Source organism: Gordonia sp. DT218, from assembly GCF_049847105.1.
Lineage (GTDB): Bacteria > Actinomycetota > Actinomycetes > Mycobacteriales > Mycobacteriaceae > Gordonia.
In genome coordinates, this window is record NZ_JBNCNS010000001.1 from 667,227 (window position 1) to 685,275 (window position 18,049).

The 18,049-nt window shown below is 67.8% G+C and carries 17 protein-coding genes; 6 read left to right on the forward strand and 11 right to left on the reverse strand.

The features are described 5' to 3' along the window. Positions 1-20: 20 nt before the first annotated feature. Genes ACPXCG_RS03070 through ACPXCG_RS03080 form a run of 3 tightly spaced genes read right to left on the reverse strand, consistent with a single transcriptional unit; the run spans position 21 to position 3,274 of the window. Positions 21-830 (reverse strand): alpha/beta fold hydrolase, encoded by an 810-nt coding sequence (locus ACPXCG_RS03070; protein ID WP_425788960.1) that lies wholly within the window; start codon positions 828-830, stop codon positions 21-23. Then, a complete protein-coding gene (locus tag ACPXCG_RS03075; protein ID WP_425788961.1) occupies positions 824-1,888 on the reverse strand; it encodes an isopenicillin N synthase family dioxygenase in 1,065 nt (354 codons plus the stop codon). Before ACPXCG_RS03075 ends, ACPXCG_RS03070 begins: the two co-directional genes overlap by 7 nt. Then, positions 1,889-3,274 (reverse strand): solute carrier family 23 protein, encoded by a 1,386-nt coding sequence (locus ACPXCG_RS03080; RefSeq protein ID WP_425788963.1) that lies wholly within the window; start codon positions 3,272-3,274, stop codon positions 1,889-1,891. A gap of 151 nt (positions 3,275-3,425) precedes the next feature. Here ACPXCG_RS03080 and ACPXCG_RS03085 point away from each other — a divergent pair, with 151 nt between their 5' ends. After that, complete coding sequence (locus ACPXCG_RS03085) at positions 3,426-4,010, forward strand: helix-turn-helix domain-containing protein (RefSeq protein WP_425788965.1); 585 nt, start codon at positions 3,426-3,428, stop codon at positions 4,008-4,010. Positions 4,011-4,144: 134 nt separating this feature from the next. On the opposite strand, the gene ACPXCG_RS03090 is transcribed toward ACPXCG_RS03085, so the two are convergent. Together ACPXCG_RS03090 and ACPXCG_RS03095 are read right to left on the reverse strand one after the other, a co-directional pair. Next, complete coding sequence (locus ACPXCG_RS03090) at positions 4,145-5,215, reverse strand: MerR family transcriptional regulator (protein WP_425788967.1); 1,071 nt, start codon at positions 5,213-5,215, stop codon at positions 4,145-4,147. A 58-nt stretch (positions 5,216-5,273) separates the two neighbouring features. Further along, a complete protein-coding gene (locus tag ACPXCG_RS03095) occupies positions 5,274-5,852 on the reverse strand; it encodes a TetR/AcrR family transcriptional regulator (RefSeq protein ID WP_425788969.1) in 579 nt (192 codons plus the stop codon). A gap of 82 nt (positions 5,853-5,934) precedes the next feature. Between ACPXCG_RS03095 and ACPXCG_RS03100 the strand changes: the two genes are divergently transcribed. Next, positions 5,935-6,783, forward strand: a complete 849-nt coding sequence (locus ACPXCG_RS03100) for an alpha/beta fold hydrolase (RefSeq protein WP_425788971.1) — start codon at positions 5,935-5,937, stop codon at positions 6,781-6,783. On the opposite strand, the gene ACPXCG_RS03105 is transcribed toward ACPXCG_RS03100, so the two are convergent. Genes ACPXCG_RS03105 through ACPXCG_RS03115 form a run of 3 tightly spaced genes read right to left on the reverse strand, consistent with a single transcriptional unit; the run spans position 6,784 to position 9,781 of the window. Then, on the reverse strand, positions 6,784-7,857 hold the full coding sequence (locus ACPXCG_RS03105; RefSeq protein WP_425788973.1) for a phosphotransferase family protein: 1,074 nt from the start codon (positions 7,855-7,857) through the stop codon (positions 6,784-6,786). It abuts the gene before it with no gap. 37 nt (positions 7,858-7,894) lie between these two features. Then, on the reverse strand, positions 7,895-9,148 hold the full coding sequence (locus tag ACPXCG_RS03110) for an acyl-CoA dehydrogenase family protein (protein ID WP_425788975.1): 1,254 nt from the start codon (positions 9,146-9,148) through the stop codon (positions 7,895-7,897). Between the two features lie 48 nt (positions 9,149-9,196). Then, positions 9,197-9,781 carry a phosphatase PAP2 family protein gene (locus ACPXCG_RS03115; protein ID WP_425788977.1) on the reverse strand — a complete coding sequence of 195 codons (585 nt, stop codon included), beginning with the start codon at positions 9,779-9,781 and terminating at the stop codon, positions 9,197-9,199. 110 nt (positions 9,782-9,891) lie between these two features. Between ACPXCG_RS03115 and ACPXCG_RS03120 the strand changes: the two genes are divergently transcribed. Both ACPXCG_RS03120 and ACPXCG_RS03125 read left to right on the forward strand, forming a co-directional pair. Then, positions 9,892-12,045, forward strand: a complete 2,154-nt coding sequence (locus tag ACPXCG_RS03120) for an MMPL family transporter (protein WP_425788979.1) — start codon at positions 9,892-9,894, stop codon at positions 12,043-12,045. A 90-nt stretch (positions 12,046-12,135) separates the two neighbouring features. Beyond that, positions 12,136-12,324, forward strand: a complete 189-nt coding sequence (locus ACPXCG_RS03125; RefSeq protein WP_425788980.1) for a hypothetical protein — start codon at positions 12,136-12,138, stop codon at positions 12,322-12,324. Between the two features lie 25 nt (positions 12,325-12,349). On the opposite strand, the gene ACPXCG_RS03130 is transcribed toward ACPXCG_RS03125, so the two are convergent. Beyond that, positions 12,350-13,492: an acyl-CoA dehydrogenase family protein gene (locus tag ACPXCG_RS03130; RefSeq protein WP_425788982.1), complete on the reverse strand. Its 1,143-nt coding sequence runs from the start codon at positions 13,490-13,492 to the stop codon at positions 12,350-12,352. A gap of 59 nt (positions 13,493-13,551) precedes the next feature. Here ACPXCG_RS03130 and ACPXCG_RS03135 point away from each other — a divergent pair, with 59 nt between their 5' ends. Then, positions 13,552-14,139: a TetR/AcrR family transcriptional regulator gene (locus tag ACPXCG_RS03135; protein WP_425788984.1), complete on the forward strand. Its 588-nt coding sequence runs from the start codon at positions 13,552-13,554 to the stop codon at positions 14,137-14,139. Here the strand turns inward: ACPXCG_RS03135 and ACPXCG_RS03140 are convergent. Both ACPXCG_RS03140 and ACPXCG_RS03145 read right to left on the reverse strand, forming a co-directional pair. Continuing rightward, positions 14,108-16,891 (reverse strand): sacsin N-terminal ATP-binding-like domain-containing protein, encoded by a 2,784-nt coding sequence (locus tag ACPXCG_RS03140; RefSeq protein WP_425788986.1) that lies wholly within the window; start codon positions 16,889-16,891, stop codon positions 14,108-14,110. The two genes, ACPXCG_RS03135 and ACPXCG_RS03140, sit on opposite strands and share 32 nt — an antisense overlap. Positions 16,892-16,896: 5 nt before the next feature. Next, positions 16,897-17,706 (reverse strand): DUF3027 domain-containing protein, encoded by an 810-nt coding sequence (locus ACPXCG_RS03145; protein ID WP_425788988.1) that lies wholly within the window; start codon positions 17,704-17,706, stop codon positions 16,897-16,899. On the opposite strand from ACPXCG_RS03145, the gene ACPXCG_RS03150 reads away from it, so the two are divergent. Further along, complete coding sequence (locus ACPXCG_RS03150) at positions 17,689-18,045, forward strand: hypothetical protein (RefSeq protein ID WP_425788990.1); 357 nt, start codon at positions 17,689-17,691, stop codon at positions 18,043-18,045. The two genes, ACPXCG_RS03145 and ACPXCG_RS03150, sit on opposite strands and share 18 nt — an antisense overlap. Positions 18,046-18,049 lie beyond the last annotated feature (4 nt).

Consider the following 18,049-nt stretch of genomic DNA (forward strand, 5'->3'; position numbering starts at 1 on the left):
ACCTCGCGAGCCCACGCGGCTCACCGACGATCGGCGCCCGAGGGCACCCGAGGTCGCGGCGGTTCGGCCCGGTCCCGGACGTCGAGAACGAACGCCGCCAGGATCTCGCTCAACTCCGCCGCCTGTGACAGTTGCGGAGCGTGATCGGATTCCAGTGTCACGACCCGCGCTCCCGGGCTCAATCGTTGCATCGCTCGCTGCGCGGCCAGGGGCACCGAGCGGTCCCGCGTGGCCTCCACATAGAGCCTCGGCAGCACTCCGGCACCATCGGGCGTCCAGTCCGGCGCGATCAACCGTGCACTCTCCAACTGCGGCACAAGACGATGCGCCGCAGGCACCGACAATGCGGGCGGGGCGCCGTGGAAGAAGACCGCAGCTGCGGCCGCCGGATCGACGACGGTTCCGCGCCCATCTGCGGTCGGCTCCGTGAAAGCCGAGATACCCACCGGTGCAGTCAGTCCCGCGACATCACACAATTGGCCGAAATCCATTCCGGCAGGCAGCATCATTCCCGCGACGACACCGAATCCGGCCAGACGGCTATCGCCTACCCTGCAGAGGTGTTCGGCGACGCCGGTCGCCACCACGCCGCCGCCGCTGTGACCGATCACGACCATCTGCCCCTCGATGTCGCCGAGGTCCCCGAGGACGTGGGCAACCAGGTCCGGTAGCGCGACGGTCTCGTCCGGCTCCCAGTCGCCCGACCCGGGAAGGTCCGGACACCGGGTGTCGATCCCGGCCTCGGCCAGGTACGGCGCCACCAGGTCCCAGACCCAGGGGCCGGCCCAGGCGCCGTGGATGAGAACCGCGGTCGGGTTGCGCGTCACCATTTCTCGGCAGCGTGCAGCACTCGGGTGGCCTCCCGGACCGCGGCGGAATTGAGTTTCCCGCCACGCGATCCGGCCAACTTCGCCGCGATGTGATCGGTCACCGTGATCGGCTCGTAGGCCAGTCCGTTGTCGTACTCGAGGTGGCTCGCCAAGGTGGAGATGACCGCGTCGGCGTTGCCGTCGTGGAAGAACGCCACGGACCGTCGGCGCTCGATGGTGCCGTCGACCACCGGCGGCTTCACACGGTGCAGTGTGGACATCCAGCGGTCATTGGTCAGGCGTGCGGTCAGGTCGCCCAGATTGACCAGCAACGCGCCGTCGGCAGGTTCCACGTCGTGCCACGATCCATCGCGTGCGAGTACCTGCAGCCCTCGGACCTGATCCGCCCACAGCACGGTGACGATGCCGAAATCGGTGTGCTCTCCCATTCCGGTGAGGTCGCCGTCGAGTGTGACGTCGGTGCCCGGCGGCAGAGCGTAGTTGTTCATCCGCAACACATCGATCGAGTGATCGGTGAGCCGCTCGAAGAAGTCGGACTCTTCGCCGAGCGCGTCCGCGAAGATCCTGGTGAGAGCTCCGGAAACTCGTTGTGCCGCCTGGAAATACGCCTCGACCCGCACACGGTATCCATCGATGTCGGGCCACAGGTTGATGCCGTAATCGGCTTCGTCGAGATCGAGTCCGGTGAACGACCTCGCCTCCGCACCGACGTTGAACGCTTCGAAGAAGTCGTTCATCCGCGAGGCCGATTCGACGCCGGCACTGAGACTCAGGGACTCCGTCTTCGGTGCCGTGTAGCCGCGGTTGGCACCGGGCACGCGATAACCCTTCTTGTCCTCGAGGCCGAGACCGAAGAAATCGTCGACCGCCGACGCGAGGCCCTCGATGACGGAGTCGGGGATGCCGTGGCCGACGATCTGGATGAAACCGACCGTGGCGCAGGCATCGTCGATCGCACGCGCCACGTCGCGGCGGGCCGTCGTCGAGCCCTCACCGACGTAGGCCGAGATGTCGACGGTCGGGACGACGAACGCGTCGCCGGGTTCGCGCTGGTTCATCTATGCACTGCCTTTCACTGTGGCGGGCTGGTCTGCGGAGACGACCACGATGTCGGTGGTCGCATTCGTCACCGGCTCTGTGGCGACGCGTCTCCGCAAGGGCGAGTGGCGGAACACGAGATTGAGCGTGAAGGCCACGATCGCCGTGAGGGTGATGCCGCTACCGAAGATGATCTGCATCGCATCCGGAAGTCGCTCGAGCATGTCCGGCACATATTCCGGCAGCAACCCGATCCCGATCGACGTGGCGGCGATCGCCACGTTGACCTGATCGTTGAGGTCGATCTGGGCGAGCGTCCGGATGCCGATCATCGTGACCGTACCGAACAACACGAGCCCGACTCCGCCTACCACCGGACCGGGCAGCGCAGCGACCGCGGCACCCATCTTGGGGATCAGGGCCAACACGATGAGGATCAACCCGCTGCTGCCGGTGACGAACCGGCTGTGCATACGACTGGTGGCCACCGCGCCGACGTTCTGCCCGAAGACGGTGTCCATGAAGCCGCCGAAGATGCCGCCGAGGACACCGGACACTCCGTCTCCGACGAGCCCCCGAGCGAGGTCCCCGGTGCTGAGCTTCTTGCCGGTGATCTCTGAGATCGCCAGCATGCTGGCCGTGGATTCGGCGAACACCACGGTCATGACGATGCTCATCGACACCACTGCGGCGATCGGGAAGTGCGGGACGCCGAAGTGGAAGGGTGCGGGGAATCCCACCCAGGAAGCGGAACCGAGCGCACCGAGATCGAACATACCCAGACTCGCGGCGAGAGCACTTCCCGCGAGGAGTGCGATGAGCACGGCCAACTGCGACCACAGACCTCTCCCGAGGCATAACAGCACCAGCGCGACCACCACGACGACCGCGGCCACCAGAAGGTTCCGTAGAGAGGCGTAATCCGGTGCCGCCGAATCGGACCCGACGATGAGCCCACCGGCCACGCCGATCAGGGAAAGCCCGATGACCGTGAGCACGCTGCCGGTGACCAGGGCTGGGAAGAACCGGATCACCCGCGAGAACGGGATCGCGAGCGCCAGCCCGACGATGCCGCCGATGAGCATCGACCCATAGACGGCCTGCAGCCCGTACTTCTGGGCGATCAGGATCATCGGGGTCAGACCGCTGAAGGTCGCGCCACACACGATCGGGAGTCTGACGCCGACGATGCGCCCCAGTCCGAAGCCCTGCAGCGCTGTCACGATGCCGGCGATGAGCAGGTCGGCGCTGATCAGGAACGCGATGTCGGAGCTGTCGAGCCCGACCGCGGCGCCGAAGACCAAGGGCACCGTGATACATCCCGTATACATGATGAGGACGTGCTGCATGGCGAACGCGACCAAGCGTCCCCAAGGGGGTCTGACATCGACCGTGTGTTCCGACATGTGTTCTCCGTTGGGCGTAGAGGAGCGGGCAGTCGATATTGAACAGATCGAATATTTCTTCAGTGCTACCCATATTGTGACCGCCGTGTAAACGTCCGCCACGAGGCCGCACGCTGCGCAGACACCGCTGAACTCGATTACCGTGAGACGCGTGCACGAGGTGGCGCCCGATGTCGGGGATCAGAGCGAGGACGCATCCGCACTCGCCGTGACGCTCGGCGCAGCCATCCGATCCGCCCGCAAGAACGCAGGACTGACGCTCCAGGCGCTCGCGCAGCGTACCGGTTTGTCCCAGTCCTTTCTGTCCCAGGCCGAGAACGGACACACCGTTCCCAGCATCCTCAATCTGCACACCATCGCCCGGTCGCTCGGAACCACCGCTCACGAGCTGCTGAGCCCTTCCGATGACGAGGTGTCATTGGTGCGCGCCTCCGACGGACCGCTGCTCGAGGCGTCCCCGGGGGCCACCATGCGCCGGTGTGCACGTCGCAGCGCGGCGATGGCGGCCAACGAGATCACCGCCGGCCCAGGCACTTCAGCGTCATCGGCGACGGAGCACGCCGGTGAGGAATTCGTCTACGTCATCGCCGGCGCGCTGGAGATGGAAGTCGGCGCAACCACCTATCGGCTCGCCCCCGGCGACGTTCTCTACTACGCCGCGACCGTCCGCCACCGCTGGCACAACCGCGCCGACCGGCCTGCACGATTCCTCATCACCAGCTCACCACCGTTCTGAGTCACACCTCCCGATGATGCCGATCCGCCGGTGTGAGCCTTGGCACGCTTCGCGACCATCGTGGACGATTCACGTTGCCCGCGTTGGCCGTCGCGGATCGACCTGGTGGGGATCTGATGGCGTCCCACCGCGGATCAGCCCACCCGAACCGGCATGGCGACGGTGGTCAGGTCGCCGCTGTCGGCAGACCGCACGATCATCGGGTGCTCCGGCCCGGAGAGCTCGAGCATCACCTCGGGACCGATCGCGGCCCCGACCGCGGGATGTAGGGTCACCGCGTCGAAGTCGATACCGATGGCCGGACCGCTGACCGACGCAGTGACCGCCACGGCCGGCTCGTCCACTCCTCCCGAGACCACGAAATCGTTGCCGGACGAGCCGATCTCGAGGCGCAGGTACCTCGAGCGGAACTGCTCGACGACATCGAGCAACCGGCCTCTGGAGACCACCGCACGAGTCGCACTCGACGGCAACGACCGCAGCATCTCCTCGTGATCGGGGAAGACGACGTCCAATATCCGGCACCGTCGGACTCCGGCTTCCGAGGCGATCTCGACAGTTCCGTCACCACCGGCGAGAGACACCTGATGCTGCCGGCGGATCCACGACAACGCCGACCGCAGATCATCGGCGTCGATGGTGGCCGACCAGTTCTCGCCGGTTCCGCCGTTCGTCGCGAGCGTCCGCGTCGTCAACCGGAGTCGATCGGTCGCCACCAGAGTGATCGTGCCGGCCCCCACCACCACGTGCACCCCGTTCAGCACCGGCAACTCCGCGTCGACGACCGTCGCCGTCAGCACCTGTTCGAGCGCCGCGGCAAGGCGGATCCCGCTCAGGTCCACATGCACTGTCGCAGCTCGCAGCGGTGACGACAGTGATTCTTTCGCCACCTCGGCGATTTCCGTCGCACTGCGCACCCTGGCGATGAGTTCCGCCAGGTGATCGTCGATCAGTTCGGCTGCCGACCGCGGGTCGCCGCTGTCGATCACATCGCGTAAGCGCGACAACGGCATCCCCATCTCGCGCAGGCGCCGGACCATCACCGCCCCATCGAGCTGATCCTGTGTGTAGTAGCGGTATCCGGTCGCCTCGTCGACGAATGCGGGCTCGAGCAGTCCGGAGTCCGCGTAGAAGCGCAACGCACTCGCGGTCAGGCCGCAGGCCCGCGCGAAGACACTGATGGTGAGGAGGTCGTCGTTGATCATGACGACAATGCTGGGGTTTCGACCAACGTGAAGGTCAAGGCGCGACCCGCCTGTTCACTCACGATCGCGCACCGACCGGCAGTGACGAGGCATATGCAGCCATGGCGCGACCGGCGCCACGCAGCGGTTCGGTCGACCGGAGTGTCCGAGCCATCACAAAGGCCCCTTCGAGCGCGGCCACGAGCGCCGTCACCAAGCCGCGGGCGTCGTCGGTGGCATATCCGCGGTGCACGATGAGCTCCGTGCCGCCGTCGATCCACGAGGCGAAGATCTCTGCCGCCACCTCACGCAGGGCGGGCTCGGCGTCGGCGACCTCTCCGGCGATCGTCCCCACCGGGCACATGTTGATCCATCCGGTGTTCTCGATGTCGTCCGCGGCTGCGTCGAAAGCACGCTCGATGGCGGCAGGCAGATCGTCGCCGTCGGCGAGCAGCCCGCCGACCAATTCGGCGTAGGCAGCGCCCATGGTCCGCAGCGCCACACCGGCGATCTCGCTCTTGCCGCCCGGGAAGTGGTGGTACAGAGAGCCGTTCGGCACCCCGGCCGCCTCGATGACCTGCTTGATCCCGGTCCCTGCGTAGCCCTGCCGACGCAGGAGCTCCGCCATCGCCACGGTGATGCGCTGATCTGTCTGCACGGTTCACATCCTAGATCATTTGCTCTAGAGTGATTTCTCTAGAGAAACTACTCCAGACGGACGCCACGCGAAGGAGTTCATCATGATGCAGGTCCGGTTGCCCGCAGGCACGATCGAATACACCGACGACGGCGACGGTCCGCCCGTAGTGCTGTTACACGGCCTGATCATGGACGAGACCCTCTGGGACACCACGCTGCCGCTGCTGCCGAAGGGATTCAGGTACATCCGTCCGGTCCTACCGCTCGGCGGGCACCGGGTCTCGATGAATCCGGATGCCGACCTCGCCATGCCCGGGATGGTCAACCTGGTCGCCGATTTCCTCGACGCACTCGACCTCCATGATGTGACGCTCATCCATGCCGACTGGGGCGGCGGGCTCTTCCTCACCGCGATCGGTCGCGACGACCGGGTGAGCGCGATGGTCGTGTTGCCCTGCGAGGCCTTCGAGAACTTTCCGCCGGGCCTGCCCGGCCGGATGGCGACCCTGGCAACAAAGCTCCCGGGCGGCATAACCCTCGCGGCTCGTCAGCTCCGGATCGGATGGCTGCGCCGCACGCCATTGCTGTTCGGCGCGATGGTGCGGCACCCGATCCCCGATGAGGTCGTCCGCCGGTGGACCGAACCGTGTCTGCGCAATCCGGGCGTGCGGCGCGACCTGCAGAAGTACACCGCAACCGCCTTCGATGATGCGGCCCTGATCCGCGACACCGAGGCGCTCGCGGGATTCGGCGGCGACGCCCTGGTGTTGTGGTCGCCAGAGAATCGGGTGATGCCGCCCGAACACGGGCGAAGGCTCGCGGATCTGATCCCCAACGCCCTGTACGCCGAGATCCACGAGGCCTACGTGTTGTCGATGCTGGACCAGCCGGCGGCGGTCGCCCGCGAGATCGGCACATTCCTGACACGGGTCCCGGCCACCGGCCAGTGATCAACGCGCCATCAGCCGCGCGATCTCCTCGTCGATGACGTGAACGGCTGCGCCGAGCATCGCGAACGCCTCGTTGGTGGTCTGTCCGTGGTAGTAGCGGTAGTAGATCTGCTGGGCGATCACCGCGGATCGGAAGAACCCGAACACCTCATACCATCGCCACCGATCCGGCGTCATCGCGAAACCCATTTGTTCGCAATAATATGCGACGAACTCGGCTCGGGTGATCATGCCGGGCAGATTGGTCGGCACCCGGCGCATCATCTGCCGCTGTTCGTCATCGTCGGCTTGCACCCAGTACGCGAGCGAACCGGCGACATCCATCAGCGGATCACCCAATGTGGCCATCTCCCAGTCGAGGATGCCGACCACGCGGGTGACATCCCCGGTCGCCAGGACGACGTTGTCGAGCTTGTAGTCGTTGTGGATGACACAGTTCGCGACGTCGTCGGGCTGGTTCTCGTCAAGCCACGCCATCACCGATTCATAGTCGGGCGCATCGTCAGTCCGGGCGTTGCGGAACCGGGTCGACCATCCGTCGACCTGGCGCCGGACGTAGCCGAGGCCCTTGCCGAGATCGGCGAGACCGGCCACCTCGACGTCGACCGAATGGAGTTCGACGAGGACGTCGATGAAGGTGAAGCAGAGTTGGCGGGCCTGTTCCCCCGACAGAGCGACGTCTGAGGGCCACTCCTTGCCGGGGATGACGCCGTCGATCTTGCCCATCACATAGAAGTCGGCGCCCAGCACCGACTCGTCGTCGCAGAAGGCAACCATCGGTGCCACGTAGGGCAGAACGCCTGCGAGCTTCGACTGGATCCGGAACTCACGGCCCATGTCGTGCGCACCGCGCGCTTTGGTGCCCTTGGGCGCCCGGCGCAGGATGACCTCCCGATCCGGATAGGTCAGCTGGAACGTGAGATTCGAAGCACCACCGGAGAACTGACGCACCTCCGGGGTGCCGTCGAGACCTGTTGCGTCGTCGGCGTTCGCACGCAACCACTCCGCCACCCGCTCGACGTCGAACGCGTCCTCGTCCCGTACCGCCTTGGCCCCGGCCACCTGACTGCTCATGTTGTCTCCCTCCGACTCCGACACGATCCATCGCCACTCATCCGCGATACTTCCCCAGCTCGATCCGCGCGACGACACCGCGGTGCACCTCGTCCGGTCCGTCCGCCAGCCGCAGCGAGCGTGCGCCGACCCAGGATGCCGCAAGCGGGAAGTCGTCGGTGAGGCCCGCGCCGCCGTGCAGCTGGATCGCCAGATCGATCACGTCGAGCGCCATGTTGGGCACCTCCACCTTGATCTCGCTCACCGCCGAGACCGCTTCGCGCGATAGCCCCTGATCCAGCAGCCAGGCCGCGTGCAGGACCAGCAGCCGTGATCGGTTGATGGCGATCCGGGCGTCGGCGATCCGTTCGCTGCTGCCACCCAGCTTGGCCAGCGGCCGCCCGAAGGCGGTGCGCTCCAACGAGCGCCGGACGCCGAGTTCGAGCGCACGTTCGGCGAGGCCGATGGCCCGCATGCAGTGATGGACGCGGCCGGGACCGAGTCGGCCCTGCGCGATCTCGAAGGCCCGGCCCGGCCCCAACAGGACATTCGACGCCGGCACCCGCACGTCGTCGAACGACACCTCGCCGTGTCCGAGCGGTTCGTCGAAGTAGCCCATGGTGGTGAGCATGCGGTCGACGGTGACGCCCGGGGTGTCGATCGGCACGAGCACCATCGTGTGCCGAGCATGCCGGTCGGCAGTCGCGTTGGTGACGCCCATGAAGATCAGAATCTTGCAGTCGGGATTGCCGACGCCGGTGGAGAACCACTTGGTGCCGTTGATGATCACGTCGTCGCCGTCGGGGATCGCGGTGGCGGCCATGTTGGTCGCATCCGACGACGCGACGTCGGGTTCGGTCATGCAGAAGGCGCTGCGGATCTCACCCTTCAGCAGGGGCTCCAGCCACCGCTCGCGCTGCGGCTCGGAGCCGTAACGCAACAGCACCTCCATGTTGCCGGTATCGGGGGCGTTGCAGTTGAACACCAGCGGGGCGAGCATCGAGGAACCCATCGCCTCGGCGATGGGCGCGTAATCGGTGTTGCTGAGACCTTCGCCGCCGTCCGTGCCGAAATCTGCGGCATATCGGCCGGCATGTTCCTTGGGCAGGAACAGATTCCACAGGCCGGCGGCGCGGGCCTTGCTCTTGAGTTCGGTGAGGATCGGAGGCGGCGTCCACCGGTCCTCGCCGGACTCGCGCCGCCGCGCGATGTCGCGATGCACCTGCGCCTCGACGGGGATGATCTCGTCGGCCATGAACGTGCGCACACGATCGGTCAGGTCGGCCGACCGTGCGGAGAGGGCGAAATCCATACTCGCGACGGTAGTCGGTCGGCATCGGCGAGCGCGGACGTTTGTGCCTCAGCCGTCGAGACGTCCTGACGCGTGGAATCGGCTCGGCATCGGGGCCCAGTGCGCACAGAGCCAGACACATCCGGCCACCCAGGCAGCGCCGATCAACCATCCGGCCAGGACATCGGTGGTCCAGTGCACGCCGAGGTACACCCGGCTGCATCCGATGGCGATCGCCCAGATCGGCGCGATGGCGAGCACGAACCGGTGCGCGCGCACCCAGGCACTCAGTCGGAAGGCGGCGGCCGCCAACAGCCCGAACACGATCGTGCTCATCATCGCGTGACCCGACGGGAACGAGTAGGTGTCGATGTCGAGCAGGCGATCGACCGTCGGTGGGCGCGGCCGGCCGAACAGGTGCTTGAGACCCACCATCGCCAGATAGCCGACAGCGGAACCGGCTCCCACCAGGACCGCCTCGGGATACGCGCGGATTGCGACGAGGCCGAGGACCACAACCACCACGACCGTTGTGAGGACCAGGGTGTTTCCCGTCGCCGTCACGACGAGCGCGATGTCGGTGACGACGTCGGTGCGTGCATCGACCACCGCGTCGGTGATCGCGCGATCCACGCCGTTGGGGCTCAAGAACACCGGTTGCGACCTGTCGCGTCCGCCGCTCGACGCGGGCCCAAGTCACATCCAAGCGATCCACAAGTCACGGATTCCACCCTAACGATCAGACCCACATCGAAAGGACTCCGATGAAGACCACCCTGCTGTACCGGATCGGGCACGCCAGTGCGGCCCATCCCATCCGAGCGCTGATCGGCTTTGTCGCCGCGCTCGGTATCCTCCTGGCCGCATCGGCCACCTTCGGCGGTGACACCCAGGAGGACTGGGACGTCGCAGGCACCCCGTCCCAGGCCGGGATCGACCTGCTCCGCCAACACGTCCCCGGCGCCGGAAACGCGTTCGCGCGCATCGTCGTCCACTCCGACGACGGGACCATCCCGGCGTCCGTGATCGACGGCCTGCGCGGCCGGCTGGGCGACACGGACCACGTGGCCACCGTCAGCGACGCCCGCTACAGCGCCGATCGCGACACCGCTGTGGTGACCGTCGGGTACGACGTCCCCGTCACCGACCAGTCGATCATGGGCAACGCCGACGGCCTCGAGAAGGCCGTCGCCCCGACGACCGACGACGGCATGCAGGTCGAGATGAACGGGTCGGTACCCGAGACCGCGGCCGCCCCGATCAAGGGACATGCGGAGATCATCGGGATCACCCTCGCGCTGCTCATCATGGTGTTCGCCTTCGGATCGGTGGTCGCGGCCGGTCTGTCGATCGTCACCGCGATCGCCGGGCTGGTCGCGGGGTCGGCCGGGATCATGCTGCTCGCCGGGTTGATGGACGTGAGCCCGACCGCACCCATGGTCGCGAGCATGGTGGGATTGGGCGTCGGGATCGACTACGCCCTGCTGGTGGTGAGCAGGCACGTCGAGTTCCTCCGACGGGGCCACGACCCCGTCGAGTCCGCGGCGCGGTCGGTCGCCACCGCGGGCCGGTCGGCGACGTTCGCCGCGACCACTGTGCTCGTGTCGTTGATGGGTCTCCGGCTCGCCGGACTGCCCACGTATTCGTCGTTCGGGTTCGCCACGGCGATCGCGGTGGTGGCGATGCTTGCCGCGACCCTCGTGGTGGTGCCCGTCCTGTGCCGGCCGGCGGGTCACCGGATCGTGTCGCGCAAGGCCAGGCGCCCCCTCCCGACGGGAGCCGATGACGGAGCGCGCCGCATGCCTCTGACCGCCCGCTGGGCCGGACGGGTAGGGCAACGGCCCGTCGTCGCGATCGTGCCGGCGCTGATCGTGCTGGTCACGCTGGCCGCGCCGGCCGCCGCGATGCGGACCTGGCCATCGGATTCCGGCGCCCAGTCGACCGAACTGACCACGCGGCGCGCACATGACCTGCTGGCCGCCGAGTTCGGTCCGGGGACCAATGCCGACGTCGTGATCGTCGCGCCGTCGGCCACCGATCGCGACCGATTGATGGCGGCGCTGCGTGACATCGCCCGCGTCCCGGGTGTGACCGCGGTGGCCCCGGTCACCGAATCCCCCGACGGCGCAATCGAGATCGTCCCGATCACCATCAGCGCCGATCCGGCAGCAGCAGCGACCGGCGATGTGCTCTCGGGAATCCGTGAACGTCTGCCCGACGGCGCGATCCTGACCGGTGAGACCCCCTACTACGACGACATCTCGCACATGCTGCAGCGCAGGCTGTGGTTGGTGATCGGTTTCGTCGTGATCGCCTCGGTGATCCTGCTGACCGTGTTGTTCCGGTCGGTGGTGGTCCCGGTGAAGGCCGCGGCGATGAACCTGCTGTCGGTGGCTGCCGCCTACGGCGTGATCACCGCCGTGTTCCAGTGGGGTTGGGGTCTGTCGTTGCTCGGTGTGGACAACCCGGTCGCGGTGTCGAGCTGGGTGCCCATCCTGGTCTTCGCGATCTTGTTCGGCCTCTCGATGGACTACGAGGTCTTCCTGCTCTCCCGCATCCGAGAGGACTGGCTCGCCACCGGTGATGCGCGGGCGAGCGTGATCAGCGGGCTGGCCAAGACCGGCCGGGTGATCACCACGGCAGCGGCGATCATGGTCGCGGTGTTCCTCAGCTTCGCGACGGAGACCGACTTCGTGATGAAGATGCTGGGTCTGGGGATGGCGGTGGCCGTCTTCCTCGACGCCACCCTGGTTCGGATGGTCCTGGTGCCGGCGACCATGTCACTGCTGGGGCGATTCAACTGGTGGCTCCCCGCCTGGCTCGACCGGCTGCTGCCACAGGTCGGGCTCGAGCCCGATGCCGATTCGGCGGAGGACCCGAAGCCCACCCGGCGGGAAACACACATGACGCCCGTGTGATCGGGTCCTCGCACACGAGTGCACTCCAAGTGGGGCCCAAGCGGTCCGCCGGATGCTTGTCGGGACAGCCCACCGACAAGGAGACCGCTGATGACAACCATCCAGACACCACCGCCACCGGCACCCACGAATCCGCCCTTCGAGGCTCGCGAGCTCGCACCTCAGGGAACGGGGCGACGCATTCCGGGTCCGATGTGGGTCATCGCCCGGCTCGGCTCGAGGTCGTTGCGGCGCGGTGAACGACGCGCCTTCCGCTACTACCCCGACGCCGCCATCTGAGATGCCGGGGTCCGGGACGTGGCGATCATCGCGAGGCCAGTGCCCGGCCGATCACGAGTCGCTGGATCTGGTTGGTGCCCTCGAAGATCTGCGTGATCTTGGCCTCGCGCATGTAGCGCTCGACGCGGAAGTCGCGGGTGTAGCCGTACCCACCGAGCACCTGGACCGCATCGGTGGTGACCTTCATGGCGGCGTCGGTGGCGACCAGCTTCGCCGTCGCCGCGGCCCGGGAGTACGGACGTCCGGCGTCGCGCCGGCGCGCGGCGTCGAGGTAGGTCGCTCGCGCCGAATCCACCGCGACGGCCATGTCGGCGAGCAGGAAACTCAAGCCCTGATGGTCGATGATCTTGCGACCGAAGGTTGTTCGCTCCTGGGCATAGTCGACGGCGGCATCGAGGGCAGCCTGGGCGAGCCCGGTGGCCACCGCGGCGATACCGAGTCGCCCGGAGTCGAGAGCGGAGAAGGCGATCGTCAGCCCGTCCCCTTCGCCGCCGAGCAGACGATCGTCGGCGACGAGGGCATCGTCGTAGGTGGCCGACGTGGTGGGCACCGCATGCAGACCCATCTTCTCCTCGGGCCTGCCGAAGCTGAGGCCGTCGGTGTCGCGGGGTACGAGCAGACAGCTGATGCCCTTTGATCCCTCACCTGTGCGGGCGAAGAGGTTGTAGGCATCGGCGATACCCCCGTGGGTGATCCACGCCTTGGCACCGTTCACGCGGTACCCGCCGTCGACAGCGGTCGCCTTGCAGGCCACCGCCGCGGCATCGGATCCGGCCTGGGGCTCGGACAGGCTGTAGGCACCGATCTGTCGGCCGTTCAACAGGTCCGGTAGCCACCGCTGCTTCTGTTCCTCGGTACCGAAGTTGAACAGTGGATGACACGCCAGTCCGTGCACGCTGACCGCGACGGCCACCGCGGCCCACCGCGCGCCGAGTTCCTCGAGCACCTGGAGGTACACCTCGTAGGGCTGACCGCCGCCCTCCCACTCGACCGGATACGGCAGACCGAGTAGTCCCGCCTCGCCCATTTCGGCGAACAGGCCGTCGGGGTACTTCTCCGCCTTCTCGTACTCATCGACGATCGGAACGAACCGCTTGTCGGCAAACTCCCTGGTCAGGGCGATGAGGTCGCGCGCCTCATCCGTTGGCAGCAGTCGATCAACCGGCATGTCGAACCTCCGAGGGAAACTGAACAGTACTCAAGTACCAGCCACAGTACTATGTGGGCGTGAGTGACAACACCGGCTTCGCCACCCGACGTCGCGGCGACGTGTTCGACGCCCTGGTCCGACTCCTGCTCTCCGAGGGATTCGCCCATCTCGGCGTGGCCGAGTTGGCCTCGGCACTGCGATGCTCGAAGTCCACGCTGTACACGCTCGCCGGCAGCAAGGAGCAACTGGTCGTCAAGACGGTGACGCATTTCTTCCGGGTGGCCACAGATCAGGTCGAGGCACGGGTGGCCCTTGAGCTGGATGCACGCGCGAAGGTGATCACCTACCTCATCGCGGTCGGGGATGCGCTCGCGCCCGCCTCGGATGCGTTCATGACCGACCTGCACGCCTACGAACCGACCCGCGAACTGTACGAACGCAACACCGCTGCCGCCACCGGCCGGGTCACCGAGCTGATCGCCGCGGGGGTGGCCACCGGAGCATTCCGCGACGTGAACGCCGCCTTCGCCGCCGATCTGGCGGCATCCGTGATGAGCCGGATCCAGCGGCGCGACGTGGCGGTCACCACCGGCCTCGACGACGCGGAGGCCTACCGGCAGCTGGCCTCGATCCTCACCGGGGGAATCGACGCGCGAGGTGGGTGACCCCGCGATCATCCACCCACCAGGTCACCTCGACATCCGACTCGGAACCGTTGCGCTGTAATCGTATCCAGAGTTCGTCGTGGATTCGTACCTCGCCGTGACCCAGGTCGCGACCCCACTCCGCGGCGAACAGCACGGCCTCCGTGGACGTCCAGGTGGTGGCGATCCCTTCGTCGCGCACCACAGCCCGCGCTTCCTCACTCACGGTCGGCAGGTCGAGGATGTCGGCGAGGACCCCCGCGTCGTCGGCATCGACACGGCCACCCAGCACGACCGTCGTGTCGGGATCCATCGACTGGATCAGCCACGGGCGATCGAGCACCGCGGCCCGTTCCACGGTCGCCCCCGACACTGCCCGAACTCGCTGCGGCACAGCCAGTTCTGTTGCCAGGAACAGGCCGGACCGGCACGCCCGCACGACCGATGCGTAGACCGTTCCCGCCACGCCCGCGGCGACCTGACGCCCGGGATCGCCGAGACCGGTGAGCATGGCATCGGCGTCGGCAGCCGACTCCACATCGACGGTGCCGAGCGCCGCGGCGAACACGTCGGCCTGCGGATGATCCAGCGCAGCACGCACACCCTCGACCGTGGTGTCCGACGGCGCCCGGTACCACCCCAGCGGATGTTCGTCGATCAGTGCGTGGTGCCGCAGCCACCAGGCCGTGTACCCGGCGCGGTCGGCGAGCAGCGGTGCCACGGCGTCGTCGGTGGCGAGGAGCGTCAGTGCGTCCCGCCAGCGGTTCTCGTCGACGAGATCGAGATCGCGTACGGCCGAGAGACTTTGCGGGGGATCATCGTGGGTGTCCCACCACTGTTCCTCGTCCGGCAGGTCGTGATCGGGCGCCACCGGGAGATCGTCTACGAGGACGTGAAAGCCCCAGCCCACGCCGAGCCGCCGCAGCACCTCGGGCCCGACCCGCCGGACCAGATCGTCGGATACGAGACCGAACGGTGCGTCGGCGACGAGGACGGATGCCAGCGGACTGTCCGGCAGCAGGAGCTCGTCGGCCGCGCGCAGCTCCCCGTCCTGGTCGGGTACGGGCAGACGCGACAGCCGATCCGGCACTGCCGCAGCGGGGTCCGCGGCGAGCAGCGCGAAGACCTCGTCGGTCACCTCGACGAGTTCGTCGTCGTCGGCCTTGTCGACCAGCTGCGCCAACGCCGGATCGGCGAGCACCTGGTCCACCGAGATCGGTTGGGCGCCGAGCCGTTCCACGAGAGGATGTCGCGCAGCCGTCGCGACGGTCGGGATCCAGCGCATCGGGATGTCGATGCCGTCGGCCACGAACACCCCGCGCGCGCCGATGTTCATCCGTCCGTCGGCTCGCGGGATCGGCAGCGCGCCCAGCTCGTCCGCGTCGACTCCGGTGGTCACAAACGGCGACAGTGCCGCATACAGGTCACGCCACCACTCCGATTCCCGTTCGACGCCGACCAATCTCTCCGCGATGTCGGCGAGACCGATCTCGCCGACGCCGACCGTGCGCAGGCGGCCCAGATGGCGGCGTTCGGAGACGTCGGGATGGGCCAGATCCCCCAGGACCGGGGCGAGCACGGCGGCGAGGTCCTCACTCAGGTCCGGCAGCACGACTGCCCGGGATGGGACCAGATCGGCGCCCTCGGCCGCCGGCAGCCACGCACTGTCGCGTAGTTCACCGAGCACGGCCTCGATCAGGGCCGCGTCGTCGCGGTTGCGGGCTCGTGCGGGCGAAGGGATCAGCAGCGGCCGCCACGACGCCGGCACCCCGGTCATCAGGTCCGCGTGACCCGTTGCCGCCGTGGCTATGTCGGCGTCCGGATGCAGATGTCTGCGGTCGGGGGTGAGCGGGAGGTCGGTGATGCATCGCGCCGGCAACGACAGCTCGATGTCGGTGGGGGTCGGCGCCCTGAGTACATCCCGGTCGGCGAGTCTCGGTCCCGACTCCCCCGCCTCGATCAGCCATCGGGTGCCGCTGCCATCGGCCTCGATCCAGGTCCGCACCACGCGGTCCGTCGCCGCTGTCTCGGTGATCGTCAACCGACGGGTCCGTGCGTCCGCGACGGGCGTCCCCCGGTCGATCGTCGTCGTCGAGCCGGCCACCGAGATCTCCTCCAGGCCGACCAGTTCCAGGAGCAGGTCGGGGGCCTGCGCTCGGGCCGCCGCCAACAGCGCGTCGGCCGAGACATCGTCGCGCAGGTGCAGCACCACCTCGGTGTCATGATCGGGCACCGGCGGCACGTCGAGCGCCCATGCCAGTCGGAGCAACGGCATGCGGTCGGTTCCCGACACGGCCACCCCGGCGTCGCGGGCAGCCTGAGCGGTCCGGTCGCGATCTACGACGAACGACCCGGACCTGGACCGGATCTCGATGCGATCCGCGACCGTACCGGTCGCGGTGAAGCCGACCCCGAACCGGCCGACACTCGGCCGCCCGAGATCACCCCGCTTTGCCGAAACCCTCAACGACAGCAGTGATCGCACGCCGTCGACAGTCAGCGGGGCACCGGTGTTGGCCACGTGCAGGGCACGTCCGTCGAGCCAGACGGCGAGCCGGCCCGGGGAATCGGATGCGGATGCGGCGTCGGCCGCGTTGGCCGCGAGTTCGATGAAGAGCCGGTCCCGGTAGCCGACGGTGACCAGGTCCTGCTCGGCCGCGGCATCCTCGGCGAATCTCGTCGGCGAGGCGCGCCACGCGTCGAGCGTGGCCGCACGGAGCTCGTCGAGAGCGAAGGGATCGTCAGGTTCGCAGGGATCGATGCCCGTGGGCACGTCGGTCAGGACGTCGCGTCCGCGGCGGCACCCACGCCGGCGCTGACGATCTCGAGCGCACCATCGTCGTAGGCGTCGTAGGCGGGCGATCCACCACCGGACGGCGGGGCGACATCGGAGTGCGCACCGCACCCGTAGTCGGCGGCGACCACATGACCGTCGGCCGAGTACTCGTTGGCGCACACGCCGAAGGCCGGCCGCAACGCACCGGCGAGCGGTAGGTAGAAGCCACAGCTGGCACACGAGTACGCCGCGGCGACAGCCATCTCGCTGCGGGGACCGAACTCGCCGTCGTGCCAGCGCTGTGCAGCATCGTCACGACCGTCGCGACTCAGCAATCGCCGTCGACCCAGGCCGAGTTCACCGGCGATCTGCCCGATGTCGTCAGGATCGTCGTCGTCGGACGAGAACCCGAACTCGTCGGCGGTGTCGATCTGGTTGGGCACGAGCCGCGAATCGTCGGGGTCCGCCGCCAGGACGTCGCCCGCGGACAGGTCGCCCGGGGCGACCCGCTGGTTCCATGGCACCCAGTTCGGGGCCAGCAACGATTCCTGACCCGGCAGCAACACGAGCTCGCTGACGGTGATCTCGTCGGTGTCCGGCGCCCCGGCCAGCACGACGCACCACTGCCAGCCTCGGTAGCCGGCGAGGTCGGCCTCGAAATAGTGGGCGACCGCCCAGTCCCCCTCGGGGGTGCTCTCCAGGTGCGCCCCGGGTTGCTGACCATCCTCGACCAGCGCTGCGCGCGCCGCGTCGACAGCGGCGAGCAGCCGGTCACCGTCGAATGCAAGAGTCACGTGTCCAGTGTGCAACATCGCGCGATCGCGGCGGCACCGACCCGCACTTTGTCTCGCATCGCGGTCCCGCACGGCACCGCGCGAGCCGGCCCGATCGGCCTCGCGGGCGACTCGATGTCGCCGCTCGGGGCGTTTCCCGCGCCGACTGTGCGCACCTTCTCGCCGACCGTGCACGTCGGTGAACGGCACTGGGGTCGGCTCTGCACGATCGACAGGAAACTGCGCACGGTCGACGAAAAGATGCGCCCGGTCGACGAAAAGATGCGCCCGGTCGGCGAAAAGGTGCGCCCGGTCGGCGATGTGTCGACCATCCAACGCGCGGGCGGTGGCCGTGCCGACACCGAGTCGGTGGGATGAGGAA